At 67.4% G+C, this 18015-nt stretch carries 15 protein-coding genes and 1 pseudogene; 10 read left to right on the forward strand and 6 right to left on the reverse strand.

Features of this window, described 5'->3' with window-relative positions; all coding sequences use genetic code 11:
- Positions 1–383: 383 nt before the first annotated feature.
- The 3 genes from OKW78_RS01355 to OKW78_RS01365 form a co-directional block, all read right to left on the reverse strand.
- Entirely contained in the window at positions 384–914 is a 531-nt protein-coding gene (locus OKW78_RS01355) for a hypothetical protein (RefSeq protein ID WP_281193545.1), read from the reverse strand.
- On the reverse strand, positions 911–2095 hold the full coding sequence (locus OKW78_RS01360) for a glycosyl transferase family 2 (RefSeq protein WP_281193546.1): 1185 nt from the start codon (positions 2093–2095) through the stop codon (positions 911–913). The genes OKW78_RS01355 and OKW78_RS01360 overlap by 4 nt, the downstream gene beginning before the upstream one ends.
- 151 nt (positions 2096–2246) lie before the next feature.
- Positions 2247–3419, reverse strand: coding sequence for an MFS transporter (locus OKW78_RS01365; protein WP_281193547.1), 1173 nt, complete (start codon positions 3417–3419; stop codon positions 2247–2249).
- A 179-nt stretch (positions 3420–3598) separates the two neighbouring features.
- Between OKW78_RS01365 and OKW78_RS01370 the strand changes: the two genes are divergently transcribed.
- Complete coding sequence (locus OKW78_RS01370; RefSeq protein WP_203227868.1) at positions 3599–3769, forward strand: HVO_0758 family zinc finger protein; 171 nt, start codon at positions 3599–3601, stop codon at positions 3767–3769.
- Positions 3770–3822: 53 nt separating this feature from the next.
- On the opposite strand, the gene OKW78_RS01375 is transcribed toward OKW78_RS01370, so the two are convergent.
- Entirely contained in the window at positions 3823–4929 is a 1107-nt protein-coding gene (locus OKW78_RS01375) for an aldo/keto reductase (protein WP_281193548.1), read from the reverse strand.
- 151 nt (positions 4930–5080) lie between these two features.
- On the opposite strand from OKW78_RS01375, the gene dacZ reads away from it, so the two are divergent.
- The 5 genes from dacZ (at position 5081) to OKW78_RS01400 (ending at position 10844) form a co-directional block, all read left to right on the forward strand.
- Positions 5081–5914, forward strand: coding sequence for a diadenylate cyclase DacZ (gene dacZ / locus OKW78_RS01380; RefSeq protein WP_281193549.1), 834 nt, complete (start codon positions 5081–5083; stop codon positions 5912–5914).
- Positions 5914–6711, forward strand: coding sequence for a mechanosensitive ion channel domain-containing protein (locus tag OKW78_RS01385; RefSeq protein ID WP_281193550.1), 798 nt, complete (start codon positions 5914–5916; stop codon positions 6709–6711). The genes dacZ and OKW78_RS01385 overlap by 1 nt, the downstream gene beginning before the upstream one ends.
- A gap of 76 nt (positions 6712–6787) precedes the next feature.
- Positions 6788–7471 carry a GNAT family N-acetyltransferase gene (locus OKW78_RS01390; RefSeq protein ID WP_281193551.1) on the forward strand — a complete coding sequence of 228 codons (684 nt, stop codon included), beginning with the start codon at positions 6788–6790 and terminating at the stop codon, positions 7469–7471.
- A 28-nt stretch (positions 7472–7499) separates the two neighbouring features.
- The gene (locus tag OKW78_RS01395; protein WP_281193552.1) at positions 7500–9977 is read left to right on the forward strand and encodes a DEAD/DEAH box helicase; all 2478 of its coding nucleotides are present in this window, start codon (positions 7500–7502) and stop codon (positions 9975–9977) included.
- A 75-nt stretch (positions 9978–10052) separates the two neighbouring features.
- Positions 10053–10844 carry an SDR family NAD(P)-dependent oxidoreductase gene (locus OKW78_RS01400; protein WP_281193553.1) on the forward strand — a complete coding sequence of 264 codons (792 nt, stop codon included), beginning with the start codon at positions 10053–10055 and terminating at the stop codon, positions 10842–10844.
- A gap of 63 nt (positions 10845–10907) precedes the next feature.
- Here OKW78_RS01400 and OKW78_RS01405 read toward each other — a convergent pair whose 3' ends face one another.
- Both OKW78_RS01405 and OKW78_RS01410 read right to left on the reverse strand, forming a co-directional pair.
- The gene (locus OKW78_RS01405) at positions 10908–11792 is read right to left on the reverse strand and encodes a hypothetical protein (protein ID WP_281193554.1); all 885 of its coding nucleotides are present in this window, start codon (positions 11790–11792) and stop codon (positions 10908–10910) included.
- A gap of 268 nt (positions 11793–12060) precedes the next feature.
- Entirely contained in the window at positions 12061–12594 is a 534-nt protein-coding gene (locus OKW78_RS01410; RefSeq protein WP_281193555.1) for a hypothetical protein, read from the reverse strand.
- Positions 12595–13098: 504 nt separating this feature from the next.
- Between OKW78_RS01410 and OKW78_RS01415 the strand changes: the two genes are divergently transcribed.
- From OKW78_RS01415 to OKW78_RS01430, 4 genes and pseudogenes are all read left to right on the forward strand, one after another.
- Positions 13099–14442 carry a SipW-dependent-type signal peptide-containing protein gene (locus OKW78_RS01415; protein ID WP_281193556.1) on the forward strand — a complete coding sequence of 448 codons (1344 nt, stop codon included), beginning with the start codon at positions 13099–13101 and terminating at the stop codon, positions 14440–14442.
- Positions 14443–14523: 81 nt separating this feature from the next.
- Complete coding sequence (locus OKW78_RS01420) at positions 14524–16203, forward strand: vWA domain-containing protein (RefSeq protein ID WP_281193557.1); 1680 nt, start codon at positions 14524–14526, stop codon at positions 16201–16203.
- 99 nt (positions 16204–16302) lie between these two features.
- Entirely contained in the window at positions 16303–17769 is a 1467-nt protein-coding gene (locus tag OKW78_RS01425; protein ID WP_281193558.1) for a SipW-dependent-type signal peptide-containing protein, read from the forward strand.
- A 118-nt stretch (positions 17770–17887) separates the two neighbouring features.
- Positions 17888–18015, forward strand: a pseudogene (locus OKW78_RS01430) (twin-arginine translocation signal domain-containing protein); the annotation flags it as partial.

Consider the following 18015-nt stretch of genomic DNA (forward strand, 5'->3'; position numbering starts at 1 on the left):
TCCGAATGGGCGCGAGGAGTCCGCGAGGGACGCGGCGAGTGAAACGAGCCGCGAGGCTGGGGAGGCGTGAGGCGCGGGGCTGTGCGGTCCGGCTGGGGCTTTGGAGCTGGTCACCGCCCCAGCAACGCCCCACTCTCGATCACACGGTTCGTACAACAAGCACGCTCGATCTACCGGACGTTCAACTCGCGCTCCGTCGCGATCGGGGACGAACGACACCGCGTCAACAGTCCCGGAGTCAAGTGGTTCGAGACGCGGAGCGTCTCGTCATCACGGAGATCGAAGGGTTCCGTACGACCCCGTGACATCCGTCTCGCCGATCCGTGGAACGTTCCGTGGCCTCCTCGACGATCCCCGACGACACGGCGCGTCTCTCCCCGTACTCACTCTCCGTCGAGTTCGGCCAGGATACGCTCGCGGATCGCGCTCGCGTCGACCGGTGCCCACGTCTCGACGTCGTAGGTCACGTCGACGAGGACCTCCAGCCGCTCCGCGTCCTCCTCGGTGATCGCGGCCACGGCGTCCGACGAGAGCCGGTCGTGGACCGCCCCGGAGAGGGTCTCCCGATCGACCGTGCGGTCAGGCACGTCGAGGATGTGTGGGAGGTCCGCCGCACCCTCCGGAAGGGAGGGGAACGCCGCCGGACCGACGGCGAGGGGATCGTCGTCCTCCCCGAGTTCGTCACCCGTTCCCTCGATCGAGACCGCCTCCACGGGGGCCGGGACCAGCGCGTACTCCGCGACCGCGACGTCGATGGCGTCGTCGATGGCGTCCGTGTCCGCCTCCGCCCGTCGCTTGAACGCGAGTTCGGAGACCGCCCGCGAGAGCTCCTCACGGGTGAGCCAGCCGAAGAGGTCGACCACGCCCGCGAGGTCGTCGCGGGCGGTGACGCTCGGCCCGGCTCCCTCGGTCATCGGTCGCCACCGCCGGTTCGCGAGCCGTCGCGTTGCGGAGGAGTCGTGCCCAGCGTCGCGTCGGGAGTCGAACCCGTGACTCCCTCGAGGTCCGAAACCGACTCGAGGTCCGCCCGTGCCGCCTCCACGACCGCCGGGGGCGAGAGCGGGGCGTCGTCCCACGCGGGGAGACGGTCGTCCGGCCCGGGCTCCGAGACGGCGTCGGCGTAGGTGTCCACCTGATCGCGCTCGTCGGCGCGGTCGTACTCGAGTCCGTTGAACGCGGCGTCGGTCGCGTACCGATGGATCAACTCCTCCGCGGCCTCCCGGTAGCGCCCGACGAGCGCGTCGTACTCGACGTCGACCCCGGCGTCGTCGACGACGCGAAGCGTCGCCGCGCCGACCGCGCGGCTCATGTCGGCGAGGCCGGTCGGACCGTCGACGGAGCGGTGGTCGTGTTCGTATCGACCGAGGTCGACCTGTGCGCTTCCCGCGAAGCCGGCGTGGTCGAACGCCTCGCCGAGCGTTCCGATCTCGAGACCCCAGCCGCGCTGGATCCGGAGCTTCGAGACGAGGTCGGTCGTCGCCGCGAACTCGCCGGCGAGCGCGTAGCGGAAGGCCTCCAGGAACTGGACGACGGGCGCGTCGTGAGCGTCCGCGAGCGCGCGGACGAGCGGCCGGAAGAAGAGCCGGAACAGTCGACCGTACAGCGCGCCGTCCTCGACGCGGGCGTAGTACCCCTTCGCGAACTCGTGGCCGTGGGCGATCGGGAACAGGAGGCGGTTCACGAACGCGGGCGAGTACGTCGCCGTGTCGGCGTCGTGGACGACGACGAACTCCTCGCCGAGCGCCCTCCCGAGACCGAGCCACACGTCCCGACCCTTGCCGCGGTCCCCGTCGAGGTCGTGTGCGGCGAGCAGGTCGGCGAGCCGCGGACCGTCACACCACAGCGTCTCCACGTCGAGGTCGAACCCGCCGAGCCAGGACGCGAACGGTCCCGCCCGGTCGGGGGTGGCACGCAGGGGAACGATCACTCTCGCGGGATCGACGCTCTCGAGGGCGGTGAGGACCCGTTCGGCCGCGAGCGTCCCGTACTCGCGTTCCGTCATCGGCACCACGACGGCCGCGCGCCCGGTCGGCGCGTCCGGACGGTGGTCCGTCAGCGCGTGGAGCGTGGTCACGCGCTCTTGTACGTACTCCATTACCCGATCACAAGGGAACGAGCCCCTAAATACGCACGATACCCGGGATCCGCGACGATGACGTTCGGGGCCGTTCGACGATGACGTTCGGGGCCGTTCGATGACGGCATTCGGACCCGTCCGGCGACCGCGTTCGGAACCGTTTCGAGCGTCAGGCGTGTGCGGTCCCGCCGGGGACCCTTCCGAAAGCGTTCAGGACGGCGTAGACGACCACGAGAACGGCGACTCCGGCCGCCGAGACGAGGAAGACGGCATCGTAGCTCGCACCGGCCTCGATCGCCTCGCCGACGACCCACGATCCCGCCGCCTGCGTCGTCATCATGCCGGCGGAGTAGACGGCGTACGCCGACGCCCGCGACTCGTCCGGGAGCGACCCGAGCAAATACGTGTCGCTGGCCGGAAACAGCATGTGGACCGAGAAACCCACGAGCACGCTGGCGAGGACGATCGCCACGGTTCCCGACGCGAGGACCGCGAGGACGACGCTGCCGAGGAAGACGGTCACGATCCCGAGGAGGTACGGGACGTTCGGAAGCCGGTCCGCGATCTCGCCGGAGACGAGGAAGGCGGGAACGCCGGCCGCGAAGATCACGGTGAGCAGGTTGCGAGCGGTCGCCGGCGGGAGTCCCTTGTCGATCATGTACAGCTCGTAGAAGTTGAACAGCCCCTGCCAAACGAAGGCCGTCGCCCCGACGAGCACGACGCCGGAGAGGATGATCTTCCACTCCGAGCGCGCGCCGCCGAAGAAGTCGGTGTCGCCGCGTCCGGCCTCGGGGAGGTCGGTCCGGCGGGCTAGAACGACGATCAGGACCGTCGTGAGCGCGGCCGCGAGCGCGAGGCCGTAGAACGCGTAGCGCCAGTCGTACCACAGGGTGACGGTGACCACCGGCGCGGCGATGACGGCCGACAGCTGGCTCGCCATCCCGTGGATACCCATGACGCGGCCGACGCGCTGGGGAAACAGCTCCGAGACGAACGGGTTGGCGGCGACGAAGTAGACGCCCGAGGCGCTCCCGACGACGAACGCGGCGACCATCAGCGCCGGGACGCCGGGCGCGAGCGCGACGCCGAGCGCGCCGACCGTGAGGGTCACGCCCGAGACGAGCACGACGCTGACGCGGGAGGTGCGGGTGAGAACCCACCCGGTCGGGATCCGCGGGGAGGCCGATCCGAGCCACGCGAGCGTGACGACGAGTCCGGCGGTCCCCTCGCGGATCGTGAACTCGTCGATGAACTCCCCGACGAGCGGCGCGAACACCACTCGCGCGAAGTTCGCGAGGAAGACCATCGCACAGAGCGACCCGAACAGCCGGTTCCGAGACACGGTGACCGTTCCCGGGGGGTGGGTACAAACGTTGCGGAACCGGCCGCCCGCTCGCACTCCGGTCACCACCCCTCCGTGTTTCCCCGTGTCAGGCCCGTCAGATCGGGACACCTCGAACGTCTGACGCCCGTCGGCCGCCGTGCGGGGTTTTTATACCCTCCGGCGACGAAGGTCGCGACATGAAATCCACGCGCAAGGCGCTACGCGACGGTGACCTGTTCAAGGACACCTACGAGCGACTCAACTGCGCGACCTGTGAGAAGGTGTTGAAGAAGAAGAACGACCCCGACGAGGTGTTCTCGGTTCGGACCTGTCCGGAGTGCGGCGCCGAGTTCAAGGAACTTCGATAGACGTCGACCGGGGACCACCCGCCCGCGGTCCCCCGGAATCCTCCAGAATACGCTCACTCGAAGACGGCGTCGAACGCCGACGCGCCGAGCGGGTCGAACGTTCCCGCGGCGACGTTCTCTCGCAGGTGGTCGATGTCGGTCGTCCCGACGAGCGAGCAGGTCACGCCCGGCGCGCTTCTGGCGAAGTTGAGCGCACGTTGGGCCGGCGTGTCGCCGGAGAGCCGCGCGTCGATGCCCGCCGGGATCGACCCCGCCGCCGCGAGTTCACCCTGTCCGACGCTCGCGCTCGTGACCACCGAGAGGCCGGCCTCGTGGGCGAACGCCAGCGTCGAGATCGGCTCGCCGTCCGGATCGTCGGGGGGACGCTGGTTCGCCCGCGTGAACGCGTCGGCCATGTGGACGTTGAACGGGAGCTGGACCGCCGCGAAGCCGTGGTCGTCGTCGGGACCGATCGCCTCGCCGGCCGCCTCCGCGCGTGAGAGGACCTCGCGAAGCGAGAGGAACGCCTCGCCGTCCTCGGCGACGCGAAACGCGTCCCACGTCGCGACCCCGTACGCGCCGAGATCGCCCGCGGATCGCCGGCGCTCGAGCGTCTCGAAGGCGACCTCCAGGGCGTCGTAGACCGCATCGCGCGACCGCGCTTCGAGCTGGGTCTCCGGGTTGTGGACGTAGTAGCAGTCGACCGTCTCCACGTCGAGCCGGTCGAGCGAGCGGTCGAGCGACCACTCGAGGAATCCCGGCGCGAGACAGTGCGCGCCGACGAGATCGGCCGGGCCGACGATCCCCGACTCGACGAATCGCTCCCGAAGGTAGGCGGCCGGATCGTCGGGGCGTTCCTCGTCGAACGGGAGGAACCCGCCCTTCGTCGCCACCACGACCGCCTCGCGGTCGACGCTCGCGTCCCGGATCGCCTCGCCGACGACCCGCTCCGACCGCCCGCATCGGTAGTTGGCGGCGGTGTCGACCTGGTTCATCCCCGACTCGATCCCGAGCCGGACCACCTCTCTGAGGTCGTCATCGACGGGATCGGTCGGTTCCCCGAGGTACGTCCCCAGCCCGACGCTGGAGGCGACTCCCGGTCCGAACCGCCTGAAGTAGGTCCGCCCGAAGGCGTCGCCGAACGCGTCTCGGTAGCCCCAGAGGGCGTCGCGGGTGGCCATGATCGTCCGGATCGACGACCGTGGCACCTAAAACGTGTGCGACCGGCAGCGGTGGCATCGAGCCCGAGGAGTTCGTCGGCGCTTCGAGCGTCAGACGCCCGCACGACGCCGTCAAAACGGTTTTACGTCCTCCCGGAGTCGTGACAGGACGATGGCGTCACTCACCGACCACCTGTCCGAGCTCGTCGAGGACGCCGACGCGGTGCTCCTGTTCTCGCCGACCGCCTCGTTTCACGACCGCTTCACCGCAGACGAGGCGGGAGATCGGAGCGACGAGCGGGCCGAGATCGTCGTCGTCGCGCCCGACAACGACGTCGACGCGGACCCGTTCGTCGAGCTGCCGATCCCCTTCCGCGACGTGCGCGACCGGATCCGGTTCGGGGTCGAGGGGTCGATGGAGGCCGACCTCGTGGCCGAGGGCGACGAGGTCGTCTGCGTCGTCTCCGTCTTCGAGGGCGAGTCCGACGCGGTGATCCGCGTCACCGTCGACGAGACCGTCCACACCGGCATCTACGACCTCTTCGTCGAGTCCCGGGCGGATCCGGGCGTCATCCGCGACGTCCTCGAGGTCGCCATCGAGCTCGGCAAGAAGGGCCAGAAGGGCAAGCCGGTCGGCGCACTGTTCGTCGTCGGCGACGCGGGCAAGGTGATGAACAAGTCCCGCTCGCTGTCGTACAACCCCTTCGAGAAGTCCCACGTCCACGTCGGCGACCCCATCGTGAACGTCATGTTGAAGGAGTTCTCCCGGCTCGACGGCGCGTTCGTGATCTCCGATTCGGGGAAGATCGTCTCCGCGTACCGCTACCTCGAGCCCGCCGCGGAGGGAGTCGACATTCCGAAGGGCCTCGGAGCCCGGCACATGGCCGGCGGCGCGATCACCCAGGACACCAACGCGACCGCGATCGTTCTCTCGGAGTCCGACGGCCTCGTTCGGGCGTTCAAGGGCGGGAGGCTCGTCCTGGAGATCGATCCGGAGGAGTACTGATGTCGTCGTCGACGACTCCCGTAGGGACCGTAAGCGGACTGATCGACGCGGTCCCCGACCGCGTCTGGCTCGCGCTGTTCGTGCTCGTGCTCGGGTTCGCGCTGGCCGTCATCGTCGGGATCGTCAACCGTCGGCTGCTGATCCGGGCGGGCGTTCCGGAGGCGATAGAGGGGACGACCTTCGAGCGCACCGCACGCGAGTTCGACACCTCGACCGTCCGGATCGTCGCGAAGCTGTCGACGTACTTCATCGTCGCCGTCACGGTCCTCGTCGCGCTCACGGTCGCCGAGGTGCGGTACGTCGACCTCTTCTGGTCGGACGTGGCGGCGTTCGTCCCCCGCCTGTTCGTCGCGGTCCTCGTGTTCATCGTCGGCGTCGTGGTCGGGGACAAGGCCGAACTGCTCGTCGCCGAGCGACTCCGCGGGGTCAAGCTCCCCGAGGTCGGCGTGCTCCCGACGCTCGTGAAGTACAGCGTCGTCTACGTCGCGGCGCTCATCGCGCTCGGACAGGTGGGCGTCCAGACGCTCGCGCTCGTCGTGTTGCTCGCGGCGTACTCCTTCGCGGTCGTTCTCCTGACCGCGCTGGCGACGAAGGACCTCCTCGCGGCGGGCGCGGCCGGGATCTTCCTCCTCTTGCGCCAGCCGTACGGCATCGGCGACGAGGTGCGGGTCGCCGGCCGGCGCGGGATCGTTCAGGAGGTCGACCTGTTCGTCACCCACGTCGAGACCGACGACGGCGAACACGTCCTCCCGAACCACGCGGTCTTCCGCGACGGGATCGTGTTGATCCGGGAGTGACCCGCGCGTACACCCGGATTCTCACGGCGTGAAAGTCGTTGTCACGCTTATGCGGACGGGGAGTCGAGGGGAGCGTATGAGCGCCGACGCCGACGACATCGACGAGGTCGGGAACGTCGCCTGCGGAGGGTGGGACGGCAGCGAGTGCGAGGGGACGGTCCACTGCCCCCCGCGCTGTCCGCGCTTCGTCGACAAGCTCGGGGACCGGTGGACGGTCCGCTCGGTCGAGCCGGGCGACGCCGATCGGCTCGTCGAGATGTACGACGCGTTCACGATCGAGCACCGCGCACAGGGGCTCCCGCCGGCTGCTCGCGCGCGACGCGCCGAGTGGATCGAGTCGCTGTTCGACGGCGGCAACAACGTCGTGGCCGAACTCGGCGGCCGCCTGCTCGGTCACGCGGTGTACACCCCGACCGACGTCGCCCGCCCCGAGATCGCCGTCTTCGTCCACCCGGACGCGCAGGGTCGCGGGGTCGGAACGGAGCTCTGCCGACACCTCATCGCGGACGCCGCCGCCGCCGGGCGCGAGGCGCTCGATCTGTACGTGACGGTCGGCAACAAGGCCGCCCGGCACGTCTATCACACGCTCGGGTTCGAGACCGTCGAGCGCGACGGCGACCTTCACATGGTGCTCCCGCTCGACGATCCGATCGCGACCGAGGTCCGGTGGCCTCCGGTCGTCCGCGAGGGACCGACCGATCTCCCGGAGACGGATTCGAGACGGAGGGACTCCCCGCTTCACCCCGACCACAACGGTTAGGCCCGGCCGCGCCCACGGATCCGTATCCGTGGACGACGCCGTCGAGTGGCTCCGGAGCCGACCCTACTACGCGGGACAGATCGCCGAACACCGCCGGCTGCCGGCCCGCGAGCCCGAGTATCGCGACGTCGATCTCGAGCCGCGGCTCGCGGACGCGCTCGCCGATCGGGGAATCGACCGACTCTACCGCCACCAGGCCGAGGCGATCGAGGCGGTCCGGGACGGCGACGACGTCGTCCTCGCCACCGAGACCGCGAGCGGGAAGTCGCTCGCGTACACCGTCCCCGCCTTCGAGGCCGCCATGGAGGGCGGTGGACGGACCCTCTACGTCGGCCCGCAGAACGCGCTCATCGCCGACCAGGAGCAGTCGCTCTCGGAACTCGCACGCGGGCTCGGGTTCGGAAGCAGAGTGTCCGTCGAGTCGTACACGGGGCGGCTTTCCCGGTCGGAAAAGCGGGACGTGCGGGACGCCCGCCCGACGGTGTTGCTGTCGAACCCCGACATGCTCCACTACGCGCTGTTGCCCCACGCCGGGCGGCTCTGGGAGTGGTTCCTCTCCACGCTCGAGTACGTCGTGATCGACGAGGTCCACAACTATCGCGGCGTCTTCGGCACCGGCGTCGCGCTCGCGCTCCGCCGGCTCGCACGCGTCTGTGAGCGCTTCGGAGCGGACCCGCAGTTCGTCTGTTGTTCGGCGACGATCGGCAACCCCGTCGAACACGCCGCGACCGTCACGGGCCGCGATCCGTCGGGGATCACGCTCGTCGACGAGGACACCTCCGGGCGCGGCCCCCGCGACTGGGTCCTGTGGAACCCGCCGGAGTACGACGACGAGTGGGCTGAACGCGGGAGCGGCCGGCGGAAGTCGAGTCACATGGAGAGCAAACGGCTGTTCGTCGACCTCGTCGCGAGCGGCCGCCAGACGCTGGCGTTCACGCGGGCGAGACAGACCGCGGAGCAGTACGCAACCGACAGCGCGAGCGACCTCCGCGAGCGGGGCGAACGCGACCTCGCCGCGAAGGTCGGCGCGTACCAGGCCGCCCTGAAGGACGGGACGCGCCGTGACATCGAGGACGCCCTCCACGCGGGCGACCTCCGCGGCGTCTGGTCGACGAACGCGCTCGAACTCGGCGTGGACGTGGGCGGACTCGACGCCGTGATCCTCGACGGATATCCCGGCACGCGGATGTCCGCTCACCAGCGGGCCGGCCGCGCGGGACGGGGGTCGGACCCAGCCCTCGTCGTCATGGTCGGCGGCGAGGACCAGCTGGACCAGTACCTGATGAACCACCCCGCGGACTTCTTCGAGGCCCCGCCGGAGGACGCGATCTGTGACCCCGAGAACGACCGGCTCCTCCCCCGACACGTGGCGTGTGCCGCCACGGAGGGCTGGCTCTCGCCCGCGGACGAGAGGCACTTCGGCGGGTCGTTCCCGGGGGTCGTCGCCGACCTCACGGGGGACGGGACGCTGGCCCGCCGCGATACGTCGGACGGGATCCGGTGGACGCACGCGGGCTCGGAGAGCCCCCAGCACGCCATGAGCCTCCGGACCGCCGAGGAACGCGAGATAGAACTGGTGGACGGGTCGAGCGGGGAGTCGATCGCCTCGCTCGGGTTCGCCGACGCGCTCCGGGACGCCCACCCGGGCGCGATCTACCACCAGCAGGGACGCACCTACGAGGTCGCCGACCTCGACCTCGACCGGAACGTCGCGGAGCTTCGGTCGTCGTGGGCGGACTACTACACCCGGCCGCTCACCGAGAAGTCGATCGTCGTCGAGGAGGACCTCGCGGAGCGAACCCTGTCCGCGCGCCCGGACGTGCCGGTTCGCTTCGCCGATGTGACCGTCACCGAACGGGTCACCGGGTTCGTCAGGAAGGATTCGGCGACCGGCGACTCGCTCGGCGAGTCCGCACTCGACCTGCCGGAGACGACGCTGCGGACGCGGGCGCTGTACTTCCCGGTGCCGGAGGACGTCGAGTCGGAGATGCGCACGATCGGGGCGGCCGGCGGGAGCGACGGGGACGACGCCGGCAATTCCGACGGCGACGAGGCCGACGGTTCCGACGAGGCCGACGATCCGACATCGACCGACGACGCCGCGGTACCGGGCGGCGAGTACGCGTTCAACGGCGGGATCCACGCGGCCGAACACGGGATCATCTCGCTTTTCCCGTTCCACCTGCTGTGTGACCGCGGCGACGTCGGCGGGATATCGACGCCGTATCACCCGCACACGGAGAGTCCGGCGGTGTTCGTCTACGACGGCTACCCCGGCGGGGTCGGACTCACCCGCCGGGGACACGCCCGGATCGAGGAGCTGATGGAGCGGACCGCGCGGCTGGTCGACGGCTGCGACTGCGCGGACGGCTGTCCCTCCTGCGTCCAGTCACCCCACTGCGGCAACGCCAACGAGCCGCTCGCGAAGGCCCCGGCGGTCCACCTGTTGGAGTCGCTGACGGGCACGATGGAGGCGGACGCGATCGAAGCCGATCCCGCGGAGTGAGGAACGAATCACTCGTCTCCCACTTCCGGCGTTGCGACGTACCCTTTTGTGCTCTCGGCGGAAAGCGGAGACACCATGGACCTGAAACTCGACGGCAACGCGGCGCTGGTGACGGCATCGAGCAGCGGCCTGGGTAAGGCCTCGGCGAAGGCGCTCGCTCGCGAGGGCGCGGACGTGCTCGTCAACGGCCGCGATCCCGAACGTCTTGAGGAGGCCGTGAGCGAGATCGAGTCCGTCGCGAACGGCGAGGTGGTCGGTCAAACGGCGGACATCACCGAGAAAGCCGAGGTCGAGGGGCTCGTCGCGCGGGCCGTCGAGGAGTTCGACCGCCTCGATCACCTCGTGACGAGCGCGGGCGGTCCGGCGCCGTATCGACCCCTGGAGGCCGACGACGAGGAGTGGTACCACACGTACGACCTGCTGGTGATGAGCGTCTTCCGGGCGGTCCGGGCGGCGGCCTCCCACCTCCGGGCGGACGGCGGCGGCACGATCGTCAACGTCACGTCCAGAACCGTCAAGGAGGCCTCGCCGAGCAACGTCCTCTCGAGTTCCGTCCGCATGGGCGTCATCGGTCTCGAGAAGACGCTCTCGAAGGAGCTGGCACCGGCGGTGCGGGCGAACGCCGTCCTCCCCGGCTCACACGAGACGCCCCGGATCGAGGACCTGATCGAGTACGCCGTCGACCGCGGCGAGATCGAGAGCTACGAGGACGGTCTCGAGGAACGAGCGGAAGACGTTCCGCTCGGTCGGCTGGGCGACCCGATGGAACTCGGAAACCTCGTGGCGTACCTCTCCTCGCCCCGATCGGGGTACATCAACGGACAGGCCGTGACGATCGACGGTGGTTCGGGGTCCTCGACGCTCTGAAGCCGGAGGAACCGCCGGGGTCATCGTACGTGAGACGCCGAGCGTGTCGAAGGCTCGGAGCCGCTACGCTTCGGCGGCGCGTTCGAGCGCCGCGGGGTCGACGTCGGCCTCGAAGAGCCGCGCGTCGCAGGCGTCACACGTCGCGGCGAGCACGTCGTAGGTCCGGCAACACGACTCGACGACGGTCGTATCGAGCGTCACGCTCCCATCACAGGTCGGACAGGTCTCCACGAAGAGCCGGAGGCTCCCGAGCAACTCGCTGCGGCCCGCGGTCGGGAGTTCACTCCATCCGTCCCAGCGGTCGTCGAGGACGGCGGCGGCGGCGAGATCGGCGAGGAACGCCTGTCTCGACTCCCATCGGCCCGCGGGTTCGTCCTCGATGTACGCGGCGTAGGCGCGGCCGCGGTCGACCAGGGCGACGGATTCGGCGTCGTCGACCTCGAGAAAGTCGGCGAGCACCTCCTCGTCGGTGTCGGCGTCGGCGAGGGTCCTCGCCTCCCGCCGCCACGCGTCGTGGAAGCGCTCCTCGAGGACGAAGTCGTCGGCCACGGGGTCGTCGAGGAGGACGCCCGCCTCGACGAGGGCGGTCACGGGGTCGAACGGCTCCCCGTCGTCGGCCACGACCGCGTGATCGGCCGCACCGTTTTCGGCAGCCGGTCCGCTCGCAACCCCTCCGCGCTCCGGTCCCTTGTCGAACCAGGCGAGCACCCGATCCGGGAGGTATCGCTTCGTCAACGTCGGCGTTCCGGGAACGAGATAGCCACGGACGCCGATCGTCATCGCGGCGGCGGCGAACGTCGCGAGCGCCCAGCCGACCGAGACGGTCGCGACGGCGACCGCGAGCGCGACGGCGATGACGAGGTTGACGATCGTACACGGGAGACACCGGTTCGCTCCCGTGTAACGCGGATCTCTGAGCCAGACGGGAAGTCGCGATAACGCGTCCATACCCCCAGGAGGGGCCGACGAGACATAGGTATGACATCCTTACCGTCGAGGATCAGTCCGCGATCGGGCCGGCGAGTCGATCCCGACGACCGCTCCGCCGTCACCGAAAGTCGTCGATCGGGTCGAGGCTAACGGGTGATTGATCCGGAGAATCGCCCCGTCTCTCGGTCGACGTCGTCCGGTGATACGTCCCCGGCGTCGCGGCTGGGGCACACGACACGACCGACACGACCGACACGACGCCGGAGAAGGGATCGGCGGGTCCGACTCACCCGAACAGCGCGTTGAGGTACACCCAGCGGTCCGTCCACAGCTGGTAGCCGAGCGAGGCCGCGAAGACGGCCAGGAAGACGGTAACCCAGAGGATCGGTTCGAGCGCGGAGACGAGCGGGACGTCGATGAGTGCCGCGAGGACGACGAAAAGCGAGAGCGTGCCGAGCATGCTGTAGTACTCGCTCCAGGTGATCCCGTAGGGAGTGACGACCTCCATGTAGACGTCGACGGAGCGAGCCTCCTCGGTGAGTCGGATGGTCTTGCGGTCGGACTCGTACTCGACTATCCCGCGCCTGTCGAGTTTGGGGAGGTGCGTCTGGTGGAGCGAGTTGTAGACGCTGTTGCGGATGTTCTTCGGCGGCGGCGACTCGCCGGTCTCCTCCTCAGCGATGGCCTCCGCGAGGTCCCGCAGGGTGGTCGTTCCGACGGTGTCCTGTAATTGTTTGAGCGTCTGTCGCCTGCGCTCGTTGCGAAGCAGGTCGTGGATCTCCGTTTCGGGGATCCCCCCGTATCGATCGGTTATCGCCATGTGTCGTGATCCCTCACCCCACGTTCGAGGTCGTCAATACCCACACGTCCCCCCTAAGTAAGTAATCACAACCTGCAAACGGTCGGATCGCGTTAGGCATCCCTTGACACACAACAAGCAAACCCTGCCGATTGATCGCGATACGGTACGGTACCCGTGGAAGGGTTCCGTCGACGTCGCAGGTCACGGATCGACCCGTAACCGTCCGTTATGGGTGGGTCCCGTGGGAGGATGAACGGAGATCGAGGACGACGTCCCGTTCCGAAAACCGGCGTCTTCGCGGGTTTTTCGCGGTCGGACTCGGTTCCCGTCGCGGCGGTACTGTCGTCCGTCCAACTCGAGGCTCAAACGCGGGTTTCACTCTACGAAACGATCCGTTTCGGGAGGGAATCCGGTGTTATGGGCGTCAACGGCCACGTTTCGAGAGAAATGGTGTGATTGGCTAAGGGGGTGGGTATCGTGGGCATCTACCACGCCCGACGGAAGCGTCGGGGACGATCCACGATGTCAGACAAGAGATTCGAACTGTCACGGCGGAACGCACTGATCGGGCTCGGGACCGTGGGGGCCGCCTCCGCGGGTGCAGGGCTCGGAACGAGCGCGTACTTCAGCGACGAAGAGAGCTTCGAGGACAACACGCTTGAGGCGGGCGAGTTGGACCTCTTCGTCGACTATTGGACGGACGCCAACTCCGAGGCGATCGCCGGAGGAACGACCGGAAGCGGCCAGAACGACGGCGGCGTGTCGGCGCAATACGTCCTCAACGATGTCAAGCCCGGCGATTCGGGCAAGCTGGTGTTCTGTCCGAAGGTCGTCGACAATCCCGCGTGGCTGTGGGCGGGAAGCACCGGGTTCACTCAGTACGAGAACGGGCTGACCGAACCCGAGGAGGACGTCGATGGCACGGGCGGAAATCCCGGCGAGGGCAACGGTGAACTCGCGGACAACATCCAAGTCACGGTCGCGTACTGTGAGCCGGCCGACGGCCTCGACGGTGAGCCACAAAGCCCGGACGACTTCGAGACGGTCCGTGAACTCAACAATCCGGACGACTACACGCTCGCGGACCTCCTGGTCGAACTTCAGACGGGGTATCTGTTGGACGGATACGAAGAGGATGACGGCGATTGGGTGCCGACCGACGACGGCGCGTATCCCGCCAGTCCGGACTCGGAGACGCAGACGGGGCCGTGTCTCTGTATCGACTGGAACGTGCCGACCACCGTCGGCAACGTGATCCAGTCCGACTCGGTCGAGTTCGACATCGGATTCACGGCTCAGCAGTCCCGTCATAACGCGAATCCCGAGAATCCGTTCTCTCAAACGTTTACTATTGATCAGGCATTCAGTGGTGTGGATTCACAAAACGGTGATTTCAGTGATCCAATTTCACTCCCATACGATGGACTTGGAGAGGAACAAGAGATGGTGGTCACTCTTCGTACAGATCCAGTTGTTATTCTGATCAACACTGCGAAATCATTAGTTGGTGGCCAATATCCAGATAATTTCGGCCTAGCCTTCGAAACGACTGGAGATAATACCGGTGATTTCCAAGTTATGTTCACTGAAGGAACTGGTTTCGAGTACGAGGATCCAGTCGCATCTGGCTCGACAGGTCCGCTCCCTTCGGAAATAAGTGCTACTCAAATCAGCGGCGACCAGTACGTCATCGAGATAGATCGCAGTAAGCTTGCGAGTACGTTCTCTGTTGGAGGAAAAGTGGGGTACGCGTCAGAGACGCCACCAAGCGGGTCAGGGAATGTCGTTGTTAACTTAACACCTGAATTCTGGTTCGGTCCAAGCTTCACTGAATCCGATGCCTACTCGGAAATTACCTTGGAATAAGTAGAAATCAATTTCCAACCCACGCTGGCACTTCGGCGGTTCGACTCCGCCGGTGGGTTTCCCCCTTGGGGGGTGACAAGCATGAGCGACAAACACGGAATCGAGATCTCACGGCGGAAGGCACTCGCCGGGCTCGGCGGGATCGGCGTCGCGAGCGCCGGTGCCGGCCTCGGCACGAGCGCCTACTTCAGCGACGAGGAATCGTTCGAGAACAACTCACTCACGGCCGGCGAGCTCGACCTGAAGGTCGACTGGCAGCAGGCGTACTACGGCGCGATGGAGACGGTCGTCCCCGTCAACGCGTACCCCGACCACGACGGCGACGGGCTCCAGTCCCTCGACGACAACACGGAGTACGTCCTCGACAACGCCGACGGCGAGAACGTCCCGATCGAGATGTCGTGTGACGACCTCGAGAGCGGAGACGACCTTCCGGAGGACGTCTTCTCCTCGCCGAACCGGACGGACGCGAACGGCGGGCCCGTCGATCAGGACTCCCTCGTGGCGCTCGACGACGTCAAGCCCGGCGACTGGGGGGAGATCACGTTCAGTCTCCACCTGTGTGACAACCCGGGTTACGTCTGGCTCACCGCGGACAACTACAGTCAGAGCGGCGGGACGCTGACCGAGCCGGAAAGCGTCGCGATGAACGAATCGGATCCAGGTTCCGTCACGGAGAGCGACGACACGGGAGACCTCGCGGACAACACGTACGTCGAACTCTGGTACGACGATGACTGCGACAACATCCGCGACACAGGTGGCGATACCGAAGGCGAAGCCGCCGACGTGGTCATCGTCATGGATCGGTCTGGCTCGATGAGCGGCGAACTCGACGAGGCACAGCAGGGGGCGAACGCGCTAATCAGCGCGCTCGGACCGAACGACCAGGTCGGCCTGGTCTCGTTCTCGACGGGCGGGTCGGACGGTAGCGGCGGCCCGAACGATTCGACGCTCGACGCCGGATTGACCGACGATCACGGGTCGGTTCAGATGGAGGTCAACAACCTCTCCGCCGGCGGACGAACGAACATGGAGGCTGCCGTCGAGCGCGCACACGAGGAGCTCACGACCGAGGACACGTTCGACGAATACGGTGAGAGCGGGAACGCCCGATCAGGAGCGCGGAAGATCATGGTCGTGCTCGGCGATGGTGCCCCGAACGAAGGGACGGACGTGACGGATGACGACAACGAGAGTCCGATTCAAGAGGCCACCAACGCGAAGGAGGACGACGACATCGAGATATTCACGATCGCCTACGGGAGCGGGAGCCCCGGCGGGATTCTCGGTGACATGGCCAGCGATCCCACCGATTACCCGGACATCGATCAGTTCGCGTACGACGCGGACGTTTCCGACGTCGTCTCGAAGTTCCAAGAGATCGGCGGCGTCGTCGGCGGCGGCGAGCAGTTGATCCTCGGGAAGGGCGACGGCGAGCACGACGATCACGTGACGCTCGCGGAGGCCATGGCGATCATGGACCGCAACGACGGCATGGTTCCCCTCGACGGGACCGCAGACATGGGCTACGGTGACGGACCGACCTCACCGGAACGCGACTGCTTCCCGGCGGGCGCACAGAAGTGTATCGGGATGAAGTGGTGGGTCCCGACGAGCGTCGGCAACGAGATCCAGGGCGACTCCGTGGAGTTCGATATCGGATTCTACACCGAGCAGTGCCGCCACAACGACGGAAGCGGCCAGATGATGAACGGGTCGGATCCCGGCAACGGATCGGGTAACTCGACGCCATCGTAGACCGAAACGACCGCCCGACACGGGTGTGCGTCCGGGAACGGTTCCCGGGCGTCGGCGGTTCGACTCCGCCGGCGGGTTTCCCGGGAGGGGACAACCATCATGACCGACGAAAACACGACGTTCGAACTGTCGCGACGGAAGGCGCTCGCGGGCATCGGCGGCATCGGTGTCGCGTCCGCAGGGGCGGGTCTCGGCACGAGCGCCTACTTCAGTGACGAGGAGACGTTCGAGGGCAACTCGCTGACTGCGGGCGAGCTCGACCTCAAGATCGACTGGCAGCAGCGGTACCACGGGCCGGAGAGCGGTGACCTCTCAATGTACGGGGATGCCGGACGTCCGTGGGTCAACGCCCATCCCGACCACGACGACGACGGGATCCAGTCGCTCGATCTGAGCGAGTACGATTCCATCGACGGGGACGGTGTCGTCACCTACGAGGACGCCGGCGCGAACATCCAGCGGTACCTCACCTGCGAGACGCTCACCCACGACTACGAGTTCGGCGATCGGGATGCACTCGTCGAGCTCGACGACGTCAAGCCGGGTGACTCCGGGGAGATCACGTTCAGCTACCACCTCTGTGACAACCCGGGATACGTCTGGCTCTGCGGGGACCTCGTCGACGCCAATGAGAACAGCCTGACCGAACCGGAGGCGAACGCCGAGGACGAGGAGGACGGCGTCGTCGAGCTGCTGGACGCGATCCACGTTCAGACGTGGTACGACGTGAACTGCGACAACGAGTTCGACGAGGAGACCGAGCGGGAGGTGCTCGCCGGCAGTCCGACGACGCTCCGTGCCTTCCTGAACGAGTTCGAGGAGGCACCGGAGAACTGTCACATGTTGAACCCGGGCGTCTATCCAGGGATCGATCCCACCACGGGCTGTCGCGAACTCGACCCGATCGAGTTCACGTCCGACGGGCTGAACGTCGACGGTACCGGCGAGGTCATCAGGGTGGACGAGGGGACTGTCGGGGACACCACGGACAACCTCGTGGTGTGGGTCCGACTGGAGGACCCGAACAACGACCTCGTCGACGGCCTGATCGTCCAGTTCCACGACATGTACATGACGGGCATGCTCCGGCCGAACGTCGAGAGCGACCTCGACGAGATCATCCAGTTCGACTGGACCCGAGTCGACGAGGTCGAGGGCGACGACGGCCAGACCTACGTGTCGGACGACCTCGGAATGTGTGAGTTAGTGTTGGAGGACGACGACGGTGACATCCGGGCGGACCTGGAGGGCGCGAGCTGTTCCAGGGGCGAAAACGACGTCGTTACACCGAACGGAAACGGCGGCACCTTCGCTTCCGCCCAGTTCTCATACTGTGCGCCGAGCGAGGGCGAGCCCGTGTGCTTCCCGGCCGAGTGGACGTTCTGTCTCGGCTTCGAGTGGTGGATCCCCGACCACGTCGGCAACGAGATCCAGAGCGACTCGGTGAGCTTCGACCTCGGGTTCTACACCGAGCAGTGCCGCCACAACGACAGCCCCGGATCGACGCTTGGAGACGGTAATGGAACCGACGACGGCTCCGGTGACGGTGACAACGGGACGGCCTGATCGCGATCGCGCTTCAACCCACATGGTGTACGGCGTCTCCGACGATGTCGGAGGCCCGTAACGCGGCCTCGCCGCGGTACGGCGGTTCGACTCCGCCGGTGGGTTTCCCCGGACGGGGATGACAATCATGGAACGCAACGACGGATTTCAACTCTCGCGTCGGAAGGCGCTGGCGGCCCTCGGTGGGGTCGGCGTCGCGAGCGCCGGTGCCGGCCTCGGCACGAGCGCCTACTTCAGCGACGAGGA

This window comes from Halorubrum sp. F4 (assembly GCF_027257195.1).
In the GTDB taxonomy this organism is placed as follows: Archaea; Halobacteriota; Halobacteria; order Halobacteriales; family Haloferacaceae; genus Halorubrum.

Excerpts from the sequence above, each read along its gene's own strand:
- OKW78_RS01425 (WP_281193558.1), top strand. The coding sequence starts at position 16,303 with ATGACCGACGAAAACACGACGTTCGAACTGTCGCGACGGAAGGCGCTC.
- OKW78_RS01375 (WP_281193548.1), bottom strand. The coding sequence starts at position 4,929 with ATGGCCACCCGCGACGCCCTCTGGGGCTACCGAGACGCGTTCGGCGAC.
- dacZ (WP_281193549.1), top strand. The coding sequence starts at position 5,081 with ATGGCGTCACTCACCGACCACCTGTCCGAGCTCGTCGAGGACGCCGAC.
- OKW78_RS01400 (WP_281193553.1), top strand. The coding sequence starts at position 10,053 with ATGGACCTGAAACTCGACGGCAACGCGGCGCTGGTGACGGCATCGAGC.
- OKW78_RS01370 (WP_203227868.1), top strand. The coding sequence starts at position 3,599 with ATGAAATCCACGCGCAAGGCGCTACGCGACGGTGACCTGTTCAAGGAC.
- OKW78_RS01390 (WP_281193551.1), top strand. The coding sequence starts at position 6,788 with ATGAGCGCCGACGCCGACGACATCGACGAGGTCGGGAACGTCGCCTGC.
- OKW78_RS01420 (WP_281193557.1), top strand. The coding sequence starts at position 14,524 with ATGAGCGACAAACACGGAATCGAGATCTCACGGCGGAAGGCACTCGCC.
- OKW78_RS01355 (WP_281193545.1), bottom strand. The coding sequence starts at position 914 with ATGACCGAGGGAGCCGGGCCGAGCGTCACCGCCCGCGACGACCTCGCG.
- OKW78_RS01415 (WP_281193556.1), top strand. The coding sequence starts at position 13,099 with ATGTCAGACAAGAGATTCGAACTGTCACGGCGGAACGCACTGATCGGG.
- OKW78_RS01410 (WP_281193555.1), bottom strand. The coding sequence starts at position 12,594 with ATGGCGATAACCGATCGATACGGGGGGATCCCCGAAACGGAGATCCAC.
- OKW78_RS01405 (WP_281193554.1), bottom strand. The coding sequence starts at position 11,792 with ATGGACGCGTTATCGCGACTTCCCGTCTGGCTCAGAGATCCGCGTTAC.
- OKW78_RS01385 (WP_281193550.1), top strand. The coding sequence starts at position 5,914 with ATGTCGTCGTCGACGACTCCCGTAGGGACCGTAAGCGGACTGATCGAC.
- OKW78_RS01360 (WP_281193546.1), bottom strand. The coding sequence starts at position 2,095 with ATGGAGTACGTACAAGAGCGCGTGACCACGCTCCACGCGCTGACGGAC.